At 70.3% G+C, this 18178-nt stretch carries 19 protein-coding genes; 11 read left to right on the top strand and 8 right to left on the bottom strand.

Translation table 11 applies throughout. The annotated features are described in order from the left end of the window. Positions 1-35 precede the first annotated feature (35 nt). On the top strand, positions 36-1115 hold the full coding sequence (gene dapE, locus G3I71_RS17050) for a succinyl-diaminopimelate desuccinylase (protein ID WP_164315629.1): 1080 nt from the start codon (positions 36-38) through the stop codon (positions 1113-1115). A 114-nt stretch (positions 1116-1229) separates the two neighbouring features. Continuing rightward, a complete protein-coding gene (locus G3I71_RS17045) occupies positions 1230-1988 on the top strand; it encodes a TIGR00730 family Rossman fold protein (RefSeq protein ID WP_164315628.1) in 759 nt (252 codons plus the stop codon). A gap of 129 nt (positions 1989-2117) precedes the next feature. On the opposite strand, the gene folP is transcribed toward G3I71_RS17045, so the two are convergent. After that, complete coding sequence (gene folP, locus G3I71_RS17040) at positions 2118-2978, bottom strand: dihydropteroate synthase (protein WP_164315627.1); 861 nt, start codon at positions 2976-2978, stop codon at positions 2118-2120. 199 nt (positions 2979-3177) lie between these two features. Here folP and G3I71_RS17035 point away from each other — a divergent pair, with 199 nt between their 5' ends. Both G3I71_RS17035 and G3I71_RS17030 read left to right on the top strand, forming a co-directional pair. Then, on the top strand, positions 3178-3528 hold the full coding sequence (locus tag G3I71_RS17035) for a DivIVA domain-containing protein (protein WP_164315626.1): 351 nt from the start codon (positions 3178-3180) through the stop codon (positions 3526-3528). Beyond that, positions 3525-4118 (top strand): DNA-3-methyladenine glycosylase I, encoded by a 594-nt coding sequence (locus tag G3I71_RS17030; RefSeq protein WP_164315625.1) that lies wholly within the window; start codon positions 3525-3527, stop codon positions 4116-4118. Before G3I71_RS17035 ends, G3I71_RS17030 begins: the two co-directional genes overlap by 4 nt. A 32-nt stretch (positions 4119-4150) precedes the next feature. Here G3I71_RS17030 and G3I71_RS17025 read toward each other — a convergent pair whose 3' ends face one another. After that, entirely contained in the window at positions 4151-4954 is an 804-nt protein-coding gene (locus G3I71_RS17025; protein WP_164315624.1) for an enoyl-CoA hydratase/isomerase family protein, read from the bottom strand. A 381-nt stretch (positions 4955-5335) separates the two neighbouring features. Here G3I71_RS17025 and G3I71_RS17020 point away from each other — a divergent pair, with 381 nt between their 5' ends. Next, complete coding sequence (locus G3I71_RS17020) at positions 5336-5503, top strand: DUF3117 domain-containing protein (RefSeq protein WP_003966491.1); 168 nt, start codon at positions 5336-5338, stop codon at positions 5501-5503. A gap of 109 nt (positions 5504-5612) precedes the next feature. On the opposite strand, the gene G3I71_RS17015 is transcribed toward G3I71_RS17020, so the two are convergent. Next, positions 5613-6287 (bottom strand): O-methyltransferase, encoded by a 675-nt coding sequence (locus G3I71_RS17015; RefSeq protein ID WP_164315817.1) that lies wholly within the window; start codon positions 6285-6287, stop codon positions 5613-5615. A gap of 234 nt (positions 6288-6521) precedes the next feature. On the opposite strand from G3I71_RS17015, the gene sigE reads away from it, so the two are divergent. From sigE to G3I71_RS16990, 5 genes are all read left to right on the top strand, one after another. After that, a complete protein-coding gene (gene sigE, locus G3I71_RS17010) occupies positions 6522-7295 on the top strand; it encodes an RNA polymerase sigma factor SigE (protein ID WP_203730592.1) in 774 nt (257 codons plus the stop codon). After that, positions 7292-8293 carry an anti-sigma factor gene (locus G3I71_RS17005; RefSeq protein WP_164315623.1) on the top strand — a complete coding sequence of 334 codons (1002 nt, stop codon included), beginning with the start codon at positions 7292-7294 and terminating at the stop codon, positions 8291-8293. The genes sigE and G3I71_RS17005 overlap by 4 nt, the downstream gene beginning before the upstream one ends. A 142-nt stretch (positions 8294-8435) precedes the next feature. Continuing rightward, on the top strand, positions 8436-10088 hold the full coding sequence (locus tag G3I71_RS17000; protein ID WP_164315622.1) for a S1C family serine protease: 1653 nt from the start codon (positions 8436-8438) through the stop codon (positions 10086-10088). A gap of 209 nt (positions 10089-10297) precedes the next feature. Beyond that, entirely contained in the window at positions 10298-10750 is a 453-nt protein-coding gene (locus tag G3I71_RS16995; RefSeq protein WP_164315621.1) for a sec-independent translocase, read from the top strand. Positions 10751-10968: 218 nt separating this feature from the next. Then, the gene (locus tag G3I71_RS16990; protein WP_239149193.1) at positions 10969-11628 is read left to right on the top strand and encodes a hypothetical protein; all 660 of its coding nucleotides are present in this window, start codon (positions 10969-10971) and stop codon (positions 11626-11628) included. Positions 11629-11720: 92 nt separating this feature from the next. Here G3I71_RS16990 and G3I71_RS16985 read toward each other — a convergent pair whose 3' ends face one another. The 3 genes from G3I71_RS16985 to G3I71_RS16975 are packed head-to-tail and all read right to left on the bottom strand — an operon-like array spanning position 11721 to position 14860. Then, positions 11721-12854: an Mrp/NBP35 family ATP-binding protein gene (locus G3I71_RS16985; protein ID WP_164315619.1), complete on the bottom strand. Its 1134-nt coding sequence runs from the start codon at positions 12852-12854 to the stop codon at positions 11721-11723. Between the two features lie 43 nt (positions 12855-12897). After that, a complete protein-coding gene (locus tag G3I71_RS16980; RefSeq protein WP_164315618.1) occupies positions 12898-13515 on the bottom strand; it encodes a DUF1003 domain-containing protein in 618 nt (205 codons plus the stop codon). Then, a complete protein-coding gene (locus tag G3I71_RS16975; protein ID WP_239149192.1) occupies positions 13505-14860 on the bottom strand; it encodes a CBS domain-containing protein in 1356 nt (451 codons plus the stop codon). Before G3I71_RS16975 ends, G3I71_RS16980 begins: the two co-directional genes overlap by 11 nt. Positions 14861-15075: 215 nt before the next feature. Between G3I71_RS16975 and G3I71_RS16970 the strand changes: the two genes are divergently transcribed. Beyond that, entirely contained in the window at positions 15076-15834 is a 759-nt protein-coding gene (locus G3I71_RS16970) for a hypothetical protein (RefSeq protein WP_164315617.1), read from the top strand. Positions 15835-15906: 72 nt separating this feature from the next. Here G3I71_RS16970 and G3I71_RS16965 read toward each other — a convergent pair whose 3' ends face one another. Both G3I71_RS16965 and G3I71_RS16960 read right to left on the bottom strand, forming a co-directional pair. Next, a complete protein-coding gene (locus G3I71_RS16965; RefSeq protein WP_164315616.1) occupies positions 15907-16458 on the bottom strand; it encodes a hypothetical protein in 552 nt (183 codons plus the stop codon). A gap of 41 nt (positions 16459-16499) precedes the next feature. Then, the gene (locus G3I71_RS16960; protein WP_164315615.1) at positions 16500-17615 is read right to left on the bottom strand and encodes a magnesium and cobalt transport protein CorA; all 1116 of its coding nucleotides are present in this window, start codon (positions 17613-17615) and stop codon (positions 16500-16502) included. Positions 17616-18178 lie beyond the last annotated feature (563 nt).

The raw sequence follows: 18178 nt of genomic DNA, 5'->3' as shown, positions 1-18178 counted from the left end.
GCGGCCTGGTGAGGGGGCGCGTTAGGGTCGTCGGCATGGCCGATACCCCGCTTGACCTCACGTTGGACGCCGCTCGCCTGACCGCGTGGCTCGTCGACTTCCCCTCGGAGAGCGGCAGCGAGAAACCGCTCGCGGACGAGATCGAGACGGCCCTGCGTGGACTGCCGCACCTCACGGTCGAGCGGTACGGCAACAACGTCGTCGCCCGGACGAACCTGGGCCGTGCGCAGCGCGTGATCCTGGCCGGCCACATCGACACGGTCCCGATCGCCGACAACGTGCCGTCGCGGCTGGACGACGACGGGGTCCTGTGGGGCTGCGGCACCTGCGACATGAAGTCGGGCGTCGCGGTCCAGCTGCGGATCGCGGCCACGGTGCCGGAACCGAACAGGGACCTGACGTTCGTCTTCTACGACCAGGAAGAGGTCGCGGCCGACCTGAACGGCCTCAAGCACGTTGCCGAGGCGCACCCGGAGTGGCTGGAGGGCGACTTCGCGGTCCTGCTGGAGCCGTCCGACGGTCAGGTCGAGGGCGGCTGCCAGGGCACGCTGAGGGTGCTGCTGAAGACGACGGGCGAGCGGGCCCACTCGGCGCGCAGCTGGATGGGCTCCAACGCGATCCACGCGGCGGCCCCGATCCTGGCCAAGTTGGCCTCGTACCAGCCGCGTTACCCGGTGATCGACGGACTGGAGTACCGGGAGGGCCTCAACGCGGTCCGTATCGGGGGCGGAGTGGCCGGCAACGTCATCCCCGACGAGTGCGTGGTGACGGTCAACTTCCGCTACGCGCCCGACCGTTCGGAGGCCGAGGCCCTCGCGCACGTACGGGAGGTGTTCGCGGACTGCGGAGTGGCCGAGTTCGTCGTCGACGACCACAGCGGCGCCGCCCTCCCCGGTCTCTCCCACCCCGCGGCGGCTGCCTTCATCGAGGCGGTGGGCGGCACCCCGCAGCCCAAGTACGGCTGGACGGACGTGTCGCGCTTCAGCGCGCTCGGCATCCCCGCGGTCAACTACGGCCCGGGGAACCCGCACTTGGCACACAAGCGGGACGAAAGGGTGGAAACCGGGAAGATCCTCGCGGGTGAGGAACGGCTGCGGGCCTGGCTGACGTCATGACCCGGCAGGGGGACGCGGCGCCGCTTCACGGCGGACATGCTCACGTCCCCCGTCCGTAACCGGCGGAGATCTACGCTGAGGTGGATCGACAGTAGGTGGAGGAAGGGAGCGGCCATGAGCAACGGCAACCCCGAGGACAGGAAGCAGCCACCGGAGGAGCAGCGGCTCGGACCGGTGCTGCGCAGGCGTGGGCAGGTTCAGGCGAGCACCACCGACCAGCGTCTCCTCGACGCGGGCGGCCCCTCCGACTGGGTCCACACGGACCCCTGGCGGGTGCTGCGCATCCAGTCGGAGTTCATCGAGGGCTTCGGCACACTGGCCGAACTCCCGCCCGCGATCAGCGTGTTCGGCTCGGCGCGGACGAAGGCGGACTCACCGGAGTACGAGGCGGGCGTCCGCCTCGGCCGGGGCCTGGTGGAGGCCGGGTTCGCGGTGATCACGGGCGGCGGCCCGGGGGCGATGGAGGCGGCGAACAAGGGCGCGTGCGAGGCGAAGGGCGTCTCGGTGGGGCTGGGTATCGAGCTCCCCTTCGAGCAGGGGCTCAACGCCTACGTCGACATCGGCCTGAACTTCCGTTACTTCTTCGTCCGGAAGATGATGTTCGTGAAGTACGCGCAGGGCTTCGTGGTCCTGCCCGGGGGCCTCGGCACCCTGGACGAACTCTTCGAGGCGCTGACCCTGGTCCAGACGCAGAAGGTCACGCGTTTCCCGATCGTCCTCTTCGGCAGTGAGTACTGGGGCGGCCTGATCGACTGGCTGAAGAACACGCTGATCGCCCAGGGCAAGGCGTCGGAGAAGGACCTGATGCTGTTCCACGTCACGGACGACGTGGACGAGGCGGTGGCGCTGGTGTCGAAGGAGGCGGGGCGCTAAGCGCTTGGCTTGAGCGGCGGGTTCCCGGGGGCGCTGCCCCCGAACCCCCGCTCCTCAAACGCCGGAGGGGCTGAAATACCCAGCCCGTCCGGCGTTTGAGGACGAGGCCCCTTCAGGGCCGAAGAACTCCTACGCCAGCCCCCGTCGCGCCACCGTCGGGGGACGCCGGCCCGCGATCGACGTCACCATGTCGAGGACCTGCTGCGTCTCCGCGACCTCGTGGACGCGGTACACCCGTGCCCCGAGCCACATCGACACCGCCGTCGTCGCCAACGTCCCCACCAGGCGTTCCTTCACCGGCCTGTCCAGCGTCTCGCCCACGAAGTCCTTGTTGGACAGCGACACCAGCACCGGCCAGCCCGTCTCCACCATCTCCCCCAGCCGCCGCGTCGCCTCCAGGCTGTGCCTCGTGTTCTTCCCGAAGTCGTGCCCGGGATCGATCATCACCGACTCCCGCGGAACCCCCAGCGCGACCGCCCGCTCGGCCAGCCCGACGGTCACGCGCAGGATGTCGGCCATGACGTCCTCGTACGCCACCCGGTGCGGACGTGTCCGAGGCTCCGCACCGCCCGCGTGCGTGCACACCAGCCCCACCCCGTACCGCCCCGCGACCTCCGCGAGCCTCGGATCGACGCCGCCCCACGCGTCGTTCAGCAGATCCGCGCCGGCCTCGCACACGGCCTCGCCCACATCGGCCCGCCAGGTGTCCACGCTGATGATCGCGTCGGGGAAACGGCGCCGCACCTCCGCCACGAAGCCGACCGTCCGCCGTGCCTCCTCAGCCGCCGTCACCTCTTCGCCCGGTCCCGCCTTCACCCCGCCGATGTCGATGATGGCGGCGCCTTCCGACACCGCCTGCTCCACGCGTGCGAGCGCCGGCTCGTCGCGGAAGGTGGCTCCCTGGTCGTAGAAGGAGTCCGGGGTCCGGTTCACGATCGCCATGATCACCGGTTCGTGCGTGTCGAACTCACGCCTGCCCAGCCTGAGCATCCGCTGTGACCTCACCGTGTGCGTCTCCCAGTGCGTTCCTGTGCCCGGCCCGGCAATCAGCCCTGTATTCGGCCGCCTGCGACCATAACTGCCAGACTCGCATGGCACGATCGGACCCTGCCGCAATCGGCACAGGCACTTCGATCAACCCGATCAACCCGATCAACCCGATCCGTCCGAATCCCGTGGGGACCCAGCGATGTTGATGTTCTTGTTCCTGGTCGTCGCGCTCGCCGTCGTGGTCGCCGCGGTGACGCTGGCCGTGGTGGGCGGCGGCGAGAGCGCCGTCCTGCCGGAGGTCGCGCCCGAGCGGCTCCAGGACCTGCTGCCGCCCGACCGTCCCGTCGGCCGCGGCGATGTCGAGTCCCTCCGGTTCCCGGTCGCGGCCCGTGGCTACCGGATGTCGGACGTCGATGACGCGCTCACCCGCCTCGGTGCCGAACTCGCCGAGCGGGACGCCCGTATCAGCGACCTGGAGTCCGCGCTGGCCGGTGCCCAGGCCCCGCCGCGGGTCATCATGGACAAGCCGGTCGAGGGGAACGAGCAGTGAGCGACGACGTCGGCGTGGCCCTGGCCGGCCCCGACGGCGCGCTGCGCTGCCCCTGGGCGCTGTCCACGGAGGACTACGTGGCGTACCACGACGAGGAGTGGGGCCGCCCGGTCCACGGCGACGACGCCCTCTTCGAGCGGCTCTCCCTGGAGGCCTTCCAGTCCGGCCTCTCCTGGATCACCATCCTGCGCCGCCGAGAGGGCTTCCGGACCGCCTTCGCCGACTTCAAGATCTCGTCCGTCGCCGTCTTCACGGACACCGACCGCGAACGGCTCCTCGCCGACGCCGGCATCATCCGCAACCGCGCGAAGGTCGACGCGACGATCGCCAACGCGCGCGTGCTGGCCGAGTGGGCCCCGGGGGAACTGGACGAGCTGATCTGGTCCCACGCCCCGGACGCGGCCTCCCGGCCGGCTCCGCGGACCCTGTCCGACGTACCCGCGGTCACCGACGCGTCGACCGCCCTGTCCAAGGCCCTGAAGAAACGGGGGCTGCGTTTCGTGGGGCCCACGACCGCGTACGCGCTGATGCAGGCCTGCGGACTGGTGGACGACCACCTGGAGACGTGCGTCGCCAGAAGCGCCCCCTGAGGGACGCTTCCGACAGAGCGCCCGCCCCCGAACTAACGACCCAGGTACTTCGGCTTCTCCTTGTTGACGAACGCCTGCACCGCGATCGCGTGGTCCTCCGACGCGCCCGCGCGTGCCTGGAGTTCGTCCTCCTTCTCCAGGGTCTGGGCCAGCGTGTGGGTGAACCCGTAGGCCACGGCCTCCTTGAGGGCCGCGTACGCCACCGTGGGACCGTCGGCCAGGGCCCGTGCCGTCTTCGTGGCCTCGGCCCGCAGCTCCGCCGAAGGGACGACCCGGTTCGCGATGCCCAGCTCGTACGCCTCCTGCGCCTTGATGCTGCGCGGGAACAGGAGCAGGTCGGCGGCGCGGCCGGGGCCCACCACGCGCGGGAGCGTCCAGGAGACGCCCGAGTCGGCGGTCAGCGCCACGCCCGCGAACGACGTGTTGAACGCCGCCGTGTCCGCGACGACCCGGTAGTCGGCGGCGAGCGCGAAGCCGAAGCCGGCCCCGGCGGCGACGCCGTTCACGCCCGCCACCACCGGCTTGGGCATGCTCGTCAGCGCCCGCACGATGGGGTTGTAGTGCTCGCGGACCGTCGTCATGGTCTGGCCCGTGCCGGCCTCGCGGTCGGCGGCCAGGAGCCCGATGTGCTCCTTGAGGTCCTGGCCCACACAGAACGCCCGGTCACCGGCGGCGGTCAGCAGTACGGCCCGTACGGCGTCGTCCGTGGCCGCGGCCTGGACCGCCTCGCGGAGCGCGACCTTGGTCGCGATGCTCAGCGCGTTCATCGCCTCGGGGCGGTTCAGCGTGATCGTCGCCAGCCCGTCGTGCACCTCGTAGAGCACGGTGTCGGCCATGGGGGTCCCCTCCGGTGTCGCGGCTGCGTCGTCCTACGTACTGATCAGTACGTAGTCGTCCCATGACAGCATGGCGGAGATCACGCGCCGAGGAGAGGACCGGTCATGTGACCTGCGTCAAAGAATTCCGGATCGGTCGCGGTCGGCCGAGAGTGCGCGCGGCGGCGAAGTATCGCAGTCACATCGCCGAATTGAGTGGTTTTGATCGCGCGCGTTGCCCAAGCGATGCCGACTGATGTTGGTCATAGGGTCCTGAGATGCGGGATAATGGCTGGGAAGCAATGTGTTCGATGCCGGTGACGTGCCTCTCATGAGGGGAAGCGCGTGCCCTCTCAAGGGGCCGTCGGCGACGATGAGCTGGTTTCAGGAAGGGGAACGAGCATGGCGGCCATGAAGCCGCGGACGGGCGATGGCCCGCTCGAGGTGACAAAGGAGGGGCGGGGCATTGTCATGCGCGTTCCGCTCGAAGGCGGCGGTCGACTCGTCGTCGAGCTGACCCCTGACGAGGCCGATGCGCTGGGCGATGCCCTCAAGAAGGTCGTCGGCTGACGCGCGGACGCGTCCATACCCTTTCAGCTGCCCCGGCACCGTGAACGTACGGTGCCGGGGCACTGTTCTGCTGTCCGGACACCGTCCGTACGCCGTGGGCCGCAAGGGCTCAGCGCTTGACCGCGCACAGCAGGCCGTCGCCCACGGGCAGCAGGGACGGCACCAGTTCGTGGCTCTCGCGCACCGCGCGCAGCAGCTCCCGCAGCCGTATGACCTCGGTGGGCTGGGGCCCCGAATCGACGGTCCTGCCGTTGGCGAAGACGCCCTCGAAAACCACCAGGCCACCCGTACGGAGCAGACGCAACGATTCAGCTAGATAGTCCAGGCACTCCAGCCGGTCGCCGTCGCAGAAGACGAGGTCGTAGCCCGCGTCCGCGAGCCTGGGCAGCACGTCCAGGGCGCGGCCGGGGATGAAGCGGGCGCGGTTGCTGGCGAAGCCGGACGCCCGGAAGGCCTGGCGGGCGAACTGCTGGTGGTCCGGCTCGGGGTCGACCGTCGTCAGGACCCCGTCCGGGCGCATGCCGTGCAGGAGGTACATCCCCGAGACGCCTGTTCCGGTCCCGATCTCCGCCACCGACTTCGCGTCCACCGAGGCGGCCAGCAGCCGTAGGGCGGCGCCCGTGCTGGGCGCCACTGAGCGCAGCCCTGCCTCACGGGCCCGGTCACGGGCCCAGCGCAGTGCTTCGTCCTCGGCGACAAAGGCGTCGGCGAACGCCCAGCTCGTCTGCCGGTTGCCGGTAATGACCCTCTCCTTGTCCCCGCGGTTGCCTGGGCGTGACTGTATCCGTTGCGCCCGGGAACCCGCAGATGGGACCAGTCGTTTGGAGGGGTGCGGGACGAGGTGGCGCAGACAGGGCGACTACGTGGGGGATCAGTGGACCAGCGGATGGGCCGGCACACGGAGTACACGGTGCGTACGGAGAACTCGGTTCAGGTGCTGGAGCGGCCGTGGGAGCCGGACCGGCGTACATCAATTTCTCAGAAAACCGCTTATCCGGAGCTAACGGGCGAGGTGGCTATGGTAGGGGCTCCACTGGACACCACCAGAGCCGACAGGGGAGGTGCGGCTGCACCTGTGGATCGGGGAGGAGCGCTGAGGCGCCTTCTCGGATCAGCGGGTAGGCCGAAATCCGTGAACAAGACTGCTGCTGACCCGAGCCATGCCGCTGACCGAGCCCAGACCGCGACCTTCTCCACCGACGCGGACGGGCAGGCGTGGACTCCGCCCTCGTGGGAGGAGATCGTCAGCACGCACAGCGGCCGCGTCTACCGCCTGGCATACCGCCTGACGGGCAACCAGCACGACGCCGAGGACCTCACGCAGGAGGTCTTCGTCCGCGTCTTCCGCTCGCTGTCGACGTACACGCCCGGCACCTTCGAGGGCTGGCTGCACCGCATCACCACCAACCTCTTCCTGGACATGGTCCGCCGCAAGCAGCGCATCCGCTTCGACGCCCTCGGCGACGACGCCGCCGAGCGCCTGCCCAGCCGCGAGCCGTCCCCGCAACAGCTCGTCAACGACGCGCACTTCGACGCGGACGTCCAGCAGGCGCTGGACACGCTGGCGCCGGAGTTCCGCGCCGCCGTCGTCCTGTGCGACATCGAGGGACTGTCGTACGAGGAGATCGCCGCGACTCTCGGCGTGAAGCTCGGCACCGTCCGCTCCCGTATCCACCGAGGCCGCTCCCAGCTCCGCAAGGCCCTCGCGCACCGCTCTCCGGAGGCCCGTGCCGAGCGCCGCTTCGCGATGCCACGGGTGGCCGCGCTGGGAGGAGGGGGCGCGACCGCGTGAGCGCATCACGGCCGTACTCTGCCTCTGCCGAGCGTCGTCTCGCCGAGCAGCATCTGGGAGACCGGCTCTCCGCCCTCGTGGACGGAGAACTCGGTCATGAGACGCGTGAACGCGTCCTGGCGCACCTGGCCACCTGCGCGAAGTGCAAGGCCGAGGCCGACGCACAGCGCCGTCTGAAGAACGTCTTCGCGGAGATGGCCCCGCCACCGCCCTCCGAGAGCTTCCTGGCCCGCCTCCAGGGCCTTCCGGGAGGGGGTGATTCCGACTCCGGCGGCTCCCCGCTGGGCGGGGGAGGATTCACCGACGGGCTCTCCGGATTCCCCAGAAGCCCAGGAATCGGCTCAGGAGTCTTCGGGGTGAGGGGGGAGGGGTTCGGATACGTTCCCGCCCGGCCGCACACCTCCGTACTCCCGTCCGCTCCCGGCCCGGGTTTCCGTATCCACGACGTCGGGCGTCACTATGCCGACCGGTCGTCCTCGCGCAGCCTGCGGTTCGCGTTCGCCGCCGCCGGTGCCGTGTCGATCGCCGCCATCGCGCTGGGCGGGGTGTCGACGGGAGTTCCCGGTGACACGACGGACGCCCGGGGCACCTCCGGGGGCAGCAATGTGACGCCGATGCGTCCGCAGGGTGGTGGGACCTCGACGGCTCCTGACAGCCAGCGGCGCCGTTCGGTCGGTCCGCTGTTCTCGCACGGCCTGGGGCAGGGGACCTTCGGACAGACGCCGACGGCGCCGACAGAGGTGTCCGCGCCGCTGCTGCCGGGCATCCCGTCACCGTCCTCCGGTGTCCGTGACCGGGAGGCCATGCATCAGCTGACCGCGCCGGTCGTGGCCGCCGCCGCGGTGCTGTCCCCGCTCATACGCCCGCTGGCTGCCCCGGAGGTCGCCCTGACCTCCTGGTCGACGGCGCCCGAGGCGGCGGTCCGGGGCCTGATCAAGGGCCCGGTGCCCGACGCATCCGTCTCACCGTCCCCGTCCACGTCGGACACCGTCCGCTGACCCCACGAACCTGGTTGAATCCGAGGTGCGGACCGCGCATCGGCGGTCCGCGCAACAGCGGTCGGCGGAGCGGTGGTTCGCGGCGACAGCGGCCCTCGGTCACCGCCGACGAGCCGTCGGGCGGGCCAGGTGTGGGGAGAGCATGGACGAGCGGAAGCCCGCGAAGGCCAACTGGTGGAACCGGCCCGGCGGGAAATCGGCGCCCGGCCAGGACTCTTCGGCTTCCGGCCAGGAGGTTCCGGCCTCCGTTTCGGCTCTCGGTGAGGGAGCGTCCGGGGCGGGTTCGGCCGGAGCAGGAGCCGATTCCGGGGGTGACTTCGAACTGGAGCGGCCCCGGGCGGTGCCCGGTCCTGCCGAGGGTGCCGAAGGGGACGCCGGCGAGGACGGGGACTTCGAGCTGCCGCTGCCCGTAGCGGTGCCCGAGCCAGTACCCGCCGTCGAGGCGGACCCCGGGCTCCTGCACGACCCCGATCCCTACAGCACCCCGCCGTACGGCCATCCCGGGCCCTGGGCGCCCGCTCCGCCGGTCCAGCACCCCGTGGTGACCCCGGCGCACGGTACGGCCGTACCGGAGCCGCTGACGCCCGCCGAAGACCCCTGGCGCCGCTACGACCCGTGGGCGCCCGCCGCCCCTTCCCCTCTCCAGCAGAACGGAGCCGCCCCCGCCGGCGGCCGACCGGGAGCGCGCAGGCGCGGGCTGGTTGCCGGGGCCGTGCTGCTCGCCCTGCTGTCCGGGGGCATCGGTGGAGCCGTCGGGTCCTATCTGGAGCGCCATGACGGGGACGGCGACCGCATTCAGCTGTCGCAGGCCGGGAGGGACGTGTCCGTCGGGCGGGCCCCTGACAGCGTGGCCGGGATCGCCGCGCGGGCGCTGCCCAGCGTGGTGACACTGCATGTGCGCGGCGGCGGCGCGGAAGGCACCGGTACCGGGTTCGTGCTCGACGGCCGGGGACACATCCTCACCAACAACCACGTCGTCGAGGCCGCCGGTGCCGACGGCGAGGTGACGGTGACGTTCAGCGGCGGCGAGAGTGCCGAGGCCGAGGTCGTCGGCCGGGACAGCGGATACGACCTCGCCGTCGTCAGGGTGAGCGGGGTCGACGGGCTCCGGCCCGTGGTCCTCGGGAACTCCGACAACGTGGCGGTCGGTGATCCCGTCGTCGCCATCGGGGCCCCCTTCGACCTTGCCAACACCGTCACCTCCGGCATCATCAGCGCCAAGGAACGGCCCATCACCGCCGGGGGCGAGAGCGGGGACGGGAGCGACGTGTCGTACGTCGACGCGCTCCAGACCGACGCGTCGATCAACCCGGGCAACTCCGGCGGGCCGCTGCTCGACGCCGAGGCCAGGGTGGTCGGGATCAACTCCGCGATCCGTTCCGCCGACGGCGGCTCGGGGCTGGACGGCACGCAGGCCGGTTCGATCGGGCTCGGGTTCGCCATCCCCGTCAACCAGGGCAAGCGCGTCGCCGAGGAACTGATCAACACCGGCAGGGCGACCCACCCCGTCATCGGTGTCACCCTCGACATGGACTACAGCGGCGACGGCGCCCGCGTGGGCACGCAGGGCAACGACGGCGAGCCTCCGGTGACCGAGGGCGGCCCCGGCGACCGGGCGGGACTGCAGGCCGGCGACATCATCACCGGGGTCGACGGACGACGCGTCCACTCCGGCGAGGAACTGATCGTCAGGATCCGCGCCCACCGTCCCGGTGACCGACTGGGACTGTCTCTGCTGCGCGGTGGGAGACAACGGACGATCTCCCTCGTTCTGGGCTCCTCCGGCGGCAACTGACAGAAACCTCACAGGTGGCGGGCCCCTACCGGCTCCCACTAGGCAAACATCGCGGAAAACCGGTCGCGTACACCCACTCTTGGGCCCCCGGACGGTACCGGTGGGACGGGATGGCCGGGTACCGTGGATCCGGCCCGGACCACGGAAGACCGCGAAGACCGCACGGACCACCGAGGGCCGAGGACCGAGGACATCGCAAGGAGCTTCAGGTGTTCAATGACGTAGGACCGCTCGAACTGGTCACGCTCGTGCTCCTCGCCGTGCTCGTCTTCGGTCCGGAGAAGCTTCCGAAGATGATCCAGGACGTCACGCGCACCATCCGCAAGATCCGGGAGTTCTCGGACGGCGCGAAGGAAGACATCCGCTCGGAGCTGGGCCCCGAGTTCAAGGACTTCGAGTTCGAGGACCTGAACCCCAAGGCGTTCATCCGCAAGCACCTGGACAACGACGAGCTGGGGCTCAAGGAGATCCGCAACGGCTTCGACCTGAAGAAGGAGATGGCCGACGTCACGGACGCGGTCCACGGCCGAGCGTCGGACACGTCGTCGTCCTCTTCGTCTTCAGGCTCGTCCGGTTCGTCGGATTCCTCCGGTGGCACCGTCGACATGACGAAGAAGCCCGAGCCGGACGAGCGCCCGCCCTTCGACGCGGACGCCACCTGACCGTCGTAGGTCCGCGCGTGACGTGTCTCATACTCCGACCGGGCCTCTGAGGGCCTGATCCGGACGTCTGCGCGGCCCGCGCGCCGGGCGCTTTCCCTGCCGCTCCGAGCGGTGTGGCTATGCTGCCGAGTTGTTGTGGGCCGTACATGGGCGAACTACGCCGCCCGAAGGGGGGCGGGCCGCTCCGGGCCGACGAGAACGAGGAGGCGTCCGGGTACATGGAGACGACAAGTCGGGTGGGCGCGCAGGCGCCGGCCGCGGAGGGCGGACAACAGGTCCCCTCCGCCCGGCGCACGGTCGACGGCTATCTGCTGGCGCCCTTCCCCTGGTACGGCCTCGACGAGGCCTTCACGGGACCGCGCTGGCTGATGCAGGTGGGTACGGCGGCCAACGGCGCCGTCGAGCACGGTTCGATCGGGCACGGCGACGAACCCTCCGTACGGCACGAGGCCATGGGGGAGGACAAGGAGCGGTTCGCGGTGGTGGTCACCGTGGCCGCGAACCCCGTACGACGCAGTGCGGACGGCACGGGGCTGCTGGAGGCCACGTCGGTCTCGTCGGCGGCCTGGCTGGCCGGTGTGGGGCTGCTGTCCTTCACCTGGCCCGGCCAGATGGACCACACCCTCCGCGACGACTGGCTCGACCAGCAGACGGAGACGGCGTGGGTCCTCGCGGACGATCTCGGCGGCGATGACTGGTCCACCCTCTCCCTCCCGGTCGACGGGGTGCCCACGCCCTTCCACTACCGCGAGTCCGAGTTCGGCTGGGTCCTCGCCGGGTCGACGCAGGAGGGCGTGCACGTGGGTGCGTACGGGCGTGGGATGAGCGCGTACGGGCTGGGCTTCGCCGTGATCAAGGATATTGGCGTGTACGCGTAGTCGGCGGTACGTGGCTGGGGGCGCCCTCTCGGAAGAGGGCGCCCCCAGCCACGTACACGGAGTGCGGTGAAGGAATCAGGACCCGGCGAGAATCAGAACTTGTTCCTCGGGGTGATCCCCAAGGACATGCCCGACAGGCCTCGTGCCCTGCCTCCCAGCTTGCCGGCGATCGCGCGCAGCGCAGTGCCCGCCGGGGAGTCCGGGTCCGTCAGGACGACCGGCCTGCCGTCGTCGCCGCCCTCGCGCAGGCGGACGTCGATCGGGATGGAGCCGAGGACCGGGACCGTCGCCCCTGTCGTCCTCGTGAGGCCGTCCGCGACGCTCTGGCCGCCGCCCGTGCCGAAGATGTCGACCATGTCGCCGCAGTGCGGGCAGGGCAGCCCGGCCATGTTCTCGACCACGCCGACGATCTTCTGGTGGGTCTGGACGGCGATGGCGCCCGCGCGCTCGGCCACCTCGGCCGCCGCCTGCTGAGGGGTCGTCACGACCAGGATCTCGGCGTTCGGGACCAGCTGGGCGACCGAGATCGCGATGTCGCCCGTGCCCGGCGGCAGGTCCAGCAGGAGCACGTCCAGGTCGCCCCAGTACACGTCCGACAGGAACTGCTGGAGGGCCCTGTGGAGCATCGGGCCGCGCCAGACGACCGGGGCGTTGCCCGGGGTGAACATGCCGATGGAGATGACCTTCACGCCGTGCGAGGACGGCGGCATGATCATGTTCTCGACCTGGGTCGGAAGCCCCTCGACGCCCAGCATGCGCGGCACGCTGTGGCCGTAGATGTCGGCGTCGACCACGCCCACCTTGAGGCCGTCGGCCGCCATCGCCGCCGCCAGGTTGACGGTGACCGACGACTTGCCGACACCGCCCTTGCCGGACGCGACCGCGTACACGCGCGTGAGGGAGCCCGGTTTGGCGAAGGGGACCTCGCGGTCGGCCTGGCCGCCGCGCAGGGCGGACGCCAGTTCCTTGCGCTGGTTGTCGCTCATGACGTCCAGTTCGACGTCGACGCGGGTGACACCCTCGACCCGCGAGACCGCCTCCGTCACGTTCTTCGTGATCGTGTCGCGCATCGGGCAGCCGGAGACCGTCAGGTACACGGCGACCGCGACCGCCCCGTCCGCGCCGATCACCACCGACTTCACCATCCCCAGCTCGGTGATGGGTCGGTGGATCTCGGGGTCGTTCACCGTCGACAGTGCTTCACGCACCGCGTCTTCCGTAGCCATGACCCCGATGGTACGGGGCCGCACACGGCACGCGGAAAGCCCGTCACCGGTCTTCTGCGTCACGCCCTCGCGGCCGTTCTGTCGGGAATCTGACTGTTTTGTCGGAGTGGTGCCCGCCCTCGTACCGCTCCGCGCGCCGCTCCTCCAGCTCCTTGACCAGGTCCTGGAGCTCGGACCGGATCCAGTCCCGGGTCGCGACCTCGCCGAGTCCGGCGCGCAGGGAGGCGACCTCACGGGTCAGGTACTCGGTGTCGGCGATCGACCGCTCGTTCTGCTTGCGGTCCTGTTCGAGGTTGACCTTGTCGCGGTCGTCCTGCCGGTTCTGCGCCAGCAGGATCAGCGGGGCCGCGTAGGAGGCCTGGAGCGAAAGTGCGAAGGTCAGGAAGATGAACGGGTAGTGGTCGAAGCGCAGGTCGGCCGGCGCGGAGACGTTCCACACCACCCACAGGACGATGACGACCGTCATCCAGACGATGAACCGCCCGGTGCCGAGAAAACGCGCGATGCGTTCGGACAGCCGTCCGAATGCCTCCGGGTCGTACTCGGGCAGCAGCCGACGCCTGGGCGCGCGCGGCTGGTCGAGGCGCACCCGGGGGCGGGAGGCCGCCGTGGAGCCACTGGCAGTGCGCTCGCGGGTGCCGGGCTCACGCTCAGGAGTCATGACCACCCGCTCTCTCGGACTCGCTCTCGTCATCGCCGTAAGTGTCGTGATCGTCATCGTCATCGGCGTTGATGTCGGTGTCGCCCTCGGCCAGGTGGAACTCCGTCTCCCGCCAGTCCTCGGGCAGCATGTGGTCGAGTACGTCGTCCACGGTCACCGCGCCGAGCAGCGACCCGCTCTCGTCGACCACCGGCGCGGCCACCATGTCGTACGTCGCGAAGAAACCGGCGACGACCGGCAGTTCGGCGTCCGGGCGCAGCGGCTGGAGGTCGTCGTCGACGAGCGAGCCGACCAGGGTGTACGGCGGGTCGCGCAGCAGCCGCTGGAAGTGGACGGCGCCCAGGTACTTGCCCGTCGGGGTCTCGTCCGGCGGACGGCACACGTACACCTGGGCGGCGAGCGCGGGGGAGAGGTCGGGGTTGCGGACCCGGGCCAGCGCGTCGGCGACGGTCGCGTCGGGGCGCAGCACGATCGGCTCGGTCGTCATCAGACCGCCCGCCGTGTCCTCCCGGTACGCCATCAGCCGGCGCATGTCGGCGGCGTCGGAGGGCTGCATCAGGCTCAGCAGCCGCTCCTGGTCGTTCTCGGGCAGCTCACCGAGCAGGTCGGCGGCGTCGTCCGGGTCCATCGCCTCCAGGACGTCGGCGGCGCGCTCCTCCTTGAGCTTGCCGAGGATCTCGATCTGGTCGTCCTCGGGCAGCTCCTCGAGTACGTCGGCCAGCCGGTCGTCGTCGAGGGCGGCGGCGACCTCCGCGCGCCGCTTGGGGGAGAGGTGGTGCAGGACGTTCGCGAGGTCGGCGGGCCGCAGCTGCTCGAAGGTGGCCAGGAGGCTCTCGGCGCCCTGTCCGTCCTCCTCCAGCGAGAAGCCGGTGACGGCGGACCAGTCGACGGTCAGCGTCTCCCCGGTGTTGCGCCGGAAGGCACCGCCGCGGCCCTTCTTCCGTACGAAGACCCGCTCGATCTCCCAGTCGCGGCGGGCAGGCAGCTGTCGTACGGCCACATCCAGGACGGTGACCTCCTCGCCGGTCTCGCCGAGGGTGACGCGCCGGTCGAGGAGCTCACCGAGGACGAGCCGCTCGGTGGGGCGCTGCTCGAAGCGCCGGACGTTCAGTACGCCCGTCGTGATGACCTGGCCGGACTCGATGCCGGTGACGCGGGTCATGGGCATGAAGACGCGGCGCCGGGTGGTGAGTTCGACGACAAGGCCGAGCAGCCGGGGCGGGCGGTTGCCGACGCGCAGCATCGCGATGAGGTCGCGCACGCGGCCCACCTGGTCGCCGTTCGGGTCGAAGACGGCCATACCGGCGAGGTGCGAGACGAAGACACGGGACGATCCTGCCGCCATGCCACGCCTCCTGCTTCGGTGTGCGCTGCGGGGAGCGCGTCAGATTGCGTCCGGGGGTTCCGAATTGCCTGCTCGGGTGCGCTTCAGGCTAGCCCGTCCGGTTCGGCCGCGCCTTGGTGGGGGGTCCGGACGGACTGGCTCCGCCGGGGGCCGACGGCACCGGTACGCTGCCGTCCACACTCCTCAGGACACTCGTACGAGAGGCAGCCCCACCTGTGTCTGCGATTCCCCGTGGCCGTACCCGCAGTGTCGGCCTGGTGAGCGCGATGTGCGCACTGCTCGTGACGGGGACAGGGCTGACGGGATGCGCCGCCGACCCGGACGAGGGCACGAACGGGGTCGGCAAACTGCCCGCCGACACCATCCAGACGAAGACCCGTACGGCAGCCGGGTCCGCCGACGCCGTACGCCTCTCCGGGACCGTGGTGACCAGCGGGACCACGTACACCCTCGACATGAGCCTCAAGGACGACGGCGGCACCGGCTCGGTCACCGCGAAGGGGTCGACGTTCCGGCTGCTGCGGGTCGGGAAGCACCTGTTCCTGAAGGCCGACGCCGCGTTCTGGAGCCACGAGGACGGCGGTAAGGGGAAGGGCGGGGAGTCGGACACGGCAGCCGCCGCGAAGCTCGGGGGCCTCTTCGTGAAGGTGCCGACGGGCGACCCCTCGTACAAGAAGTTCAGCGGCTTCACCGACAAGGACGTGCTCCTCGACGGTCTGCTCACCCTGCACGGCAGTCTCGCCACGGACGGCCACCACAAGCAGTCGGGCGTCCGCACGATCCGCATCACCGGCGACAAGGGCGACGGCGGCACCCTGGATGTCTCCCTGGAGGGAGCCCCGTACCCCCTGCGCCTGGTCCGCGCGGGCGGCGCGGGCACCCTCCTGCTGAGCGACTGGGGCAAGGACTTCCCCCTGAAGGAACCGGCGAAGAACGAGACAGTGGACTACGGCCAGCAACTGCCGACCTCTTGAGGGGCAGCGCCCCGAAAGGGGCGCGGGGAACTGCGCGACCAGCCCCCACCGGGCCCGCGGTGAACGAACCACCTACCCCACAGACCGCCTGCGCTTCTTGAAGAGCAGCCGCGGCAACCCCGCCGGGATCGGCTCCCGGGTGGTCGCGGGCGTCGGCAGCGGCGGCGCAGACAGCGACCCGTCCGGCAGGGGGCGCGTTTCCCCGGCGCGAACAACCAACCGCACCACCCTGCATTCCCGCGCCCACCGATCCGTCATCGCCTCACCGTCCGGCGCGTTCAACCGCTTCCCCTTCAGCTCGGCGACCGCGGCCTCCCACTCCGGGGAGTGCGGGGCCAGCTCCACGACCGTCGCCGGCCAGGTGACGAGCCGCCCGCCCTTGTCCTTGCTGCGGACGGTGACCTCCGCGTCGGCCCCCTCGATCAGGCCGGGCAACGGCTGCTCACCGGGCCCGTCGCCGACCAGGACGGCCGCCCCCTCGTGCCAGACGTGCCACATCGGACGGGCCGGGATGCCATGGCCCGCGACGTGCTGGGCGGGCACGCCGTTGCCCTTGACCCAGATGAGCCCGGACTTCTTGGTGGCCTCCTCGACGAGGGCCCGGTCGAGCAGCGTGTCAGTCATGGGCAGAAGGGTAGCGATGCCGTCCGCCGCCCCGGTCGCCGTCAGAGCCAGCCGTTGCGCTTCAGCGTGCGGTGGATGCCCACACACATGCCCACCATGGCCGTCATGACCATGGGGTAGCCGAACTTCCAGTGCAGCTCCGGGATGTAGTCGAAGTTCATGCCGTAGACGCCGCACACCATCGTCGGTACGGCGATGATCGCCGCCCAGGACGTGATCTTCCGCATGTCCTCGTTCTGCGCGACGGACGCCTGCGCGAGGTTGGCCTGGAGGATCGAGTTGAGCAGCTCGTCGAAGCCGATCACCTGCTCCTGGACCCGGGCGAGGTGGTCGGCGACGTCGCGGAAGTACTTCTGGATGTCGGGGTCGATCAGCCGCATCGGGCGCTCGCTCAGCAGCTGCATGGGCCGCAGGAGCGGCGAGACGGCCCGCTTGAACTCCAGGACCTCACGCTTGAGCTGGTAGATCCGGCCGGCGTCCGTACCGCGCGGGGTGCCCTTGCGGCCCGGCGAGAACACCTCCGTCTCGACCTCGTCGATGTCGTCCTGCATGGCGTCCGCGACCGCCACGTAGCCGTCGACGACGTGGTCGGCGATGGCGTGCAGCACGGCGGAGGGACCTTTGGCGAGCAGCTCCGGGTCGTCCTGGAGACGGTGGCGCAGCGCGCGCAGGGAACCCTGGCCGCCGTGCCGGACGGTGATGAAGAAGTCCCGCCCGGTGAAGCACATCACCTCGCCGGTCTCCACGACCTCGCTGCTCGCGGTGAGTTCGGTGTGGTCGACGTAGTGGATGGTCTTGAAGACGGTGAAGAGCGTGTCGTCGTACCGCTCCAGCTTGGGCCGCTGGTGGGCCTGGATCGCGTCCTCGACGGCGAGCGGGTGGAGCCCGAACTCGCTGGCGATACCGGAGAACTCGCCCTCCGTCGGCTCGTGCAGCCCGATCCACACGAAGCCGCCGTCACGGCGCACCTTGCGCATCGCCTCGTGCGGGGTGAGCGGCTTCGGGGTCTCGACCCGGGCGCCGTCACGGTAGACGGCGCAGTCGACGACGGCGGAGGGCGTCGAGGGGTCGCGGGTGGTGTCGTAGCTGCTGCCGTCCTTGCGCAGGGAGGGACGGGACGGGCGGACGGCGGCACGCAGGTTGTTGATCATCGACATTGGCAGGTTCCTTCGCTACAGGCAACGAAAGACCGCCGACAACGGTTGGAACTACCCGGAATGGGGACGTCCTGACTGAGGATGTCCGGCACGTCCACAAAGCGGGGAGCACCGCACCGTCGCGGTGGTGAGCTTTCGCTGCTGATTCAGAACTGACGCAGATCACATGGATCAGGCAAAACGAAACCAAGTGCTCTTCCGCGATGACGCGAATGCGAGGAGGTGACAGCCAGCCGGAGAAGCCGGAGCAACTACATCAGCGGGCGGAAGAGCGGGTGCTACTGCACGGATGACTTCGATCCATTGCAGCCCCACCTCCTCCGGCCGGTCCCTCGTGAGGGACGATCCATTCCCCTTCAAGGGGAGCCCCCGAGGGGGAACTTCAGCGGTGCCGGGACTCGATCGCTACGCTTCTGCGTGCTGCCCCGAACCCGGCCTAGACGAGTCATTCCGAATGCTGACGGTGTGTCCGGGAACGCAGACAGGGCGTCCATGATCGTTGTGTGACGAACAACCTGGACGCCCTGCTGACCGCACTGTACGTGAAGATCGACGACGAGATC

The organism is Streptomyces sp. SID12501 (assembly GCF_010550245.1).
Taxonomy (GTDB): domain Bacteria; phylum Actinomycetota; class Actinomycetes; order Streptomycetales; family Streptomycetaceae; genus Streptomyces.
Note: the sequence above shows the minus strand (reverse complement) of the source record. Positions and strands in the feature narration are given on the sequence as shown.

Excerpts from the sequence above, each read along its gene's own strand:
- dapE (WP_164315629.1), top strand. The coding sequence starts at position 36 with ATGGCCGATACCCCGCTTGACCTCACGTTGGACGCCGCTCGCCTGACC.
- G3I71_RS17045 (WP_164315628.1), top strand. The coding sequence starts at position 1,230 with ATGAGCAACGGCAACCCCGAGGACAGGAAGCAGCCACCGGAGGAGCAG.
- folP (WP_164315627.1), bottom strand. The coding sequence starts at position 2,978 with ATGCTCAGGCTGGGCAGGCGTGAGTTCGACACGCACGAACCGGTGATC.
- G3I71_RS17035 (WP_164315626.1), top strand. The coding sequence starts at position 3,178 with ATGTTGATGTTCTTGTTCCTGGTCGTCGCGCTCGCCGTCGTGGTCGCC.
- G3I71_RS17025 (WP_164315624.1), bottom strand. The coding sequence starts at position 4,954 with ATGGCCGACACCGTGCTCTACGAGGTGCACGACGGGCTGGCGACGATC.
- G3I71_RS17020 (WP_003966491.1), top strand. The coding sequence starts at position 5,336 with ATGGCGGCCATGAAGCCGCGGACGGGCGATGGCCCGCTCGAGGTGACA.
- sigE (WP_203730592.1), top strand. The coding sequence starts at position 6,522 with ATGGTAGGGGCTCCACTGGACACCACCAGAGCCGACAGGGGAGGTGCG.
- G3I71_RS17000 (WP_164315622.1), top strand. The coding sequence starts at position 8,436 with ATGGACGAGCGGAAGCCCGCGAAGGCCAACTGGTGGAACCGGCCCGGC.
- G3I71_RS16990 (WP_239149193.1), top strand. The coding sequence starts at position 10,969 with ATGGAGACGACAAGTCGGGTGGGCGCGCAGGCGCCGGCCGCGGAGGGC.
- G3I71_RS16985 (WP_164315619.1), bottom strand. The coding sequence starts at position 12,854 with ATGGCTACGGAAGACGCGGTGCGTGAAGCACTGTCGACGGTGAACGAC.
- G3I71_RS16980 (WP_164315618.1), bottom strand. The coding sequence starts at position 13,515 with ATGACTCCTGAGCGTGAGCCCGGCACCCGCGAGCGCACTGCCAGTGGC.
- G3I71_RS16975 (WP_239149192.1), bottom strand. The coding sequence starts at position 14,860 with ATGGCGGCAGGATCGTCCCGTGTCTTCGTCTCGCACCTCGCCGGTATG.
- G3I71_RS16965 (WP_164315616.1), bottom strand. The coding sequence starts at position 16,458 with ATGACTGACACGCTGCTCGACCGGGCCCTCGTCGAGGAGGCCACCAAG.
- G3I71_RS16960 (WP_164315615.1), bottom strand. The coding sequence starts at position 17,615 with ATGTCGATGATCAACAACCTGCGTGCCGCCGTCCGCCCGTCCCGTCCC.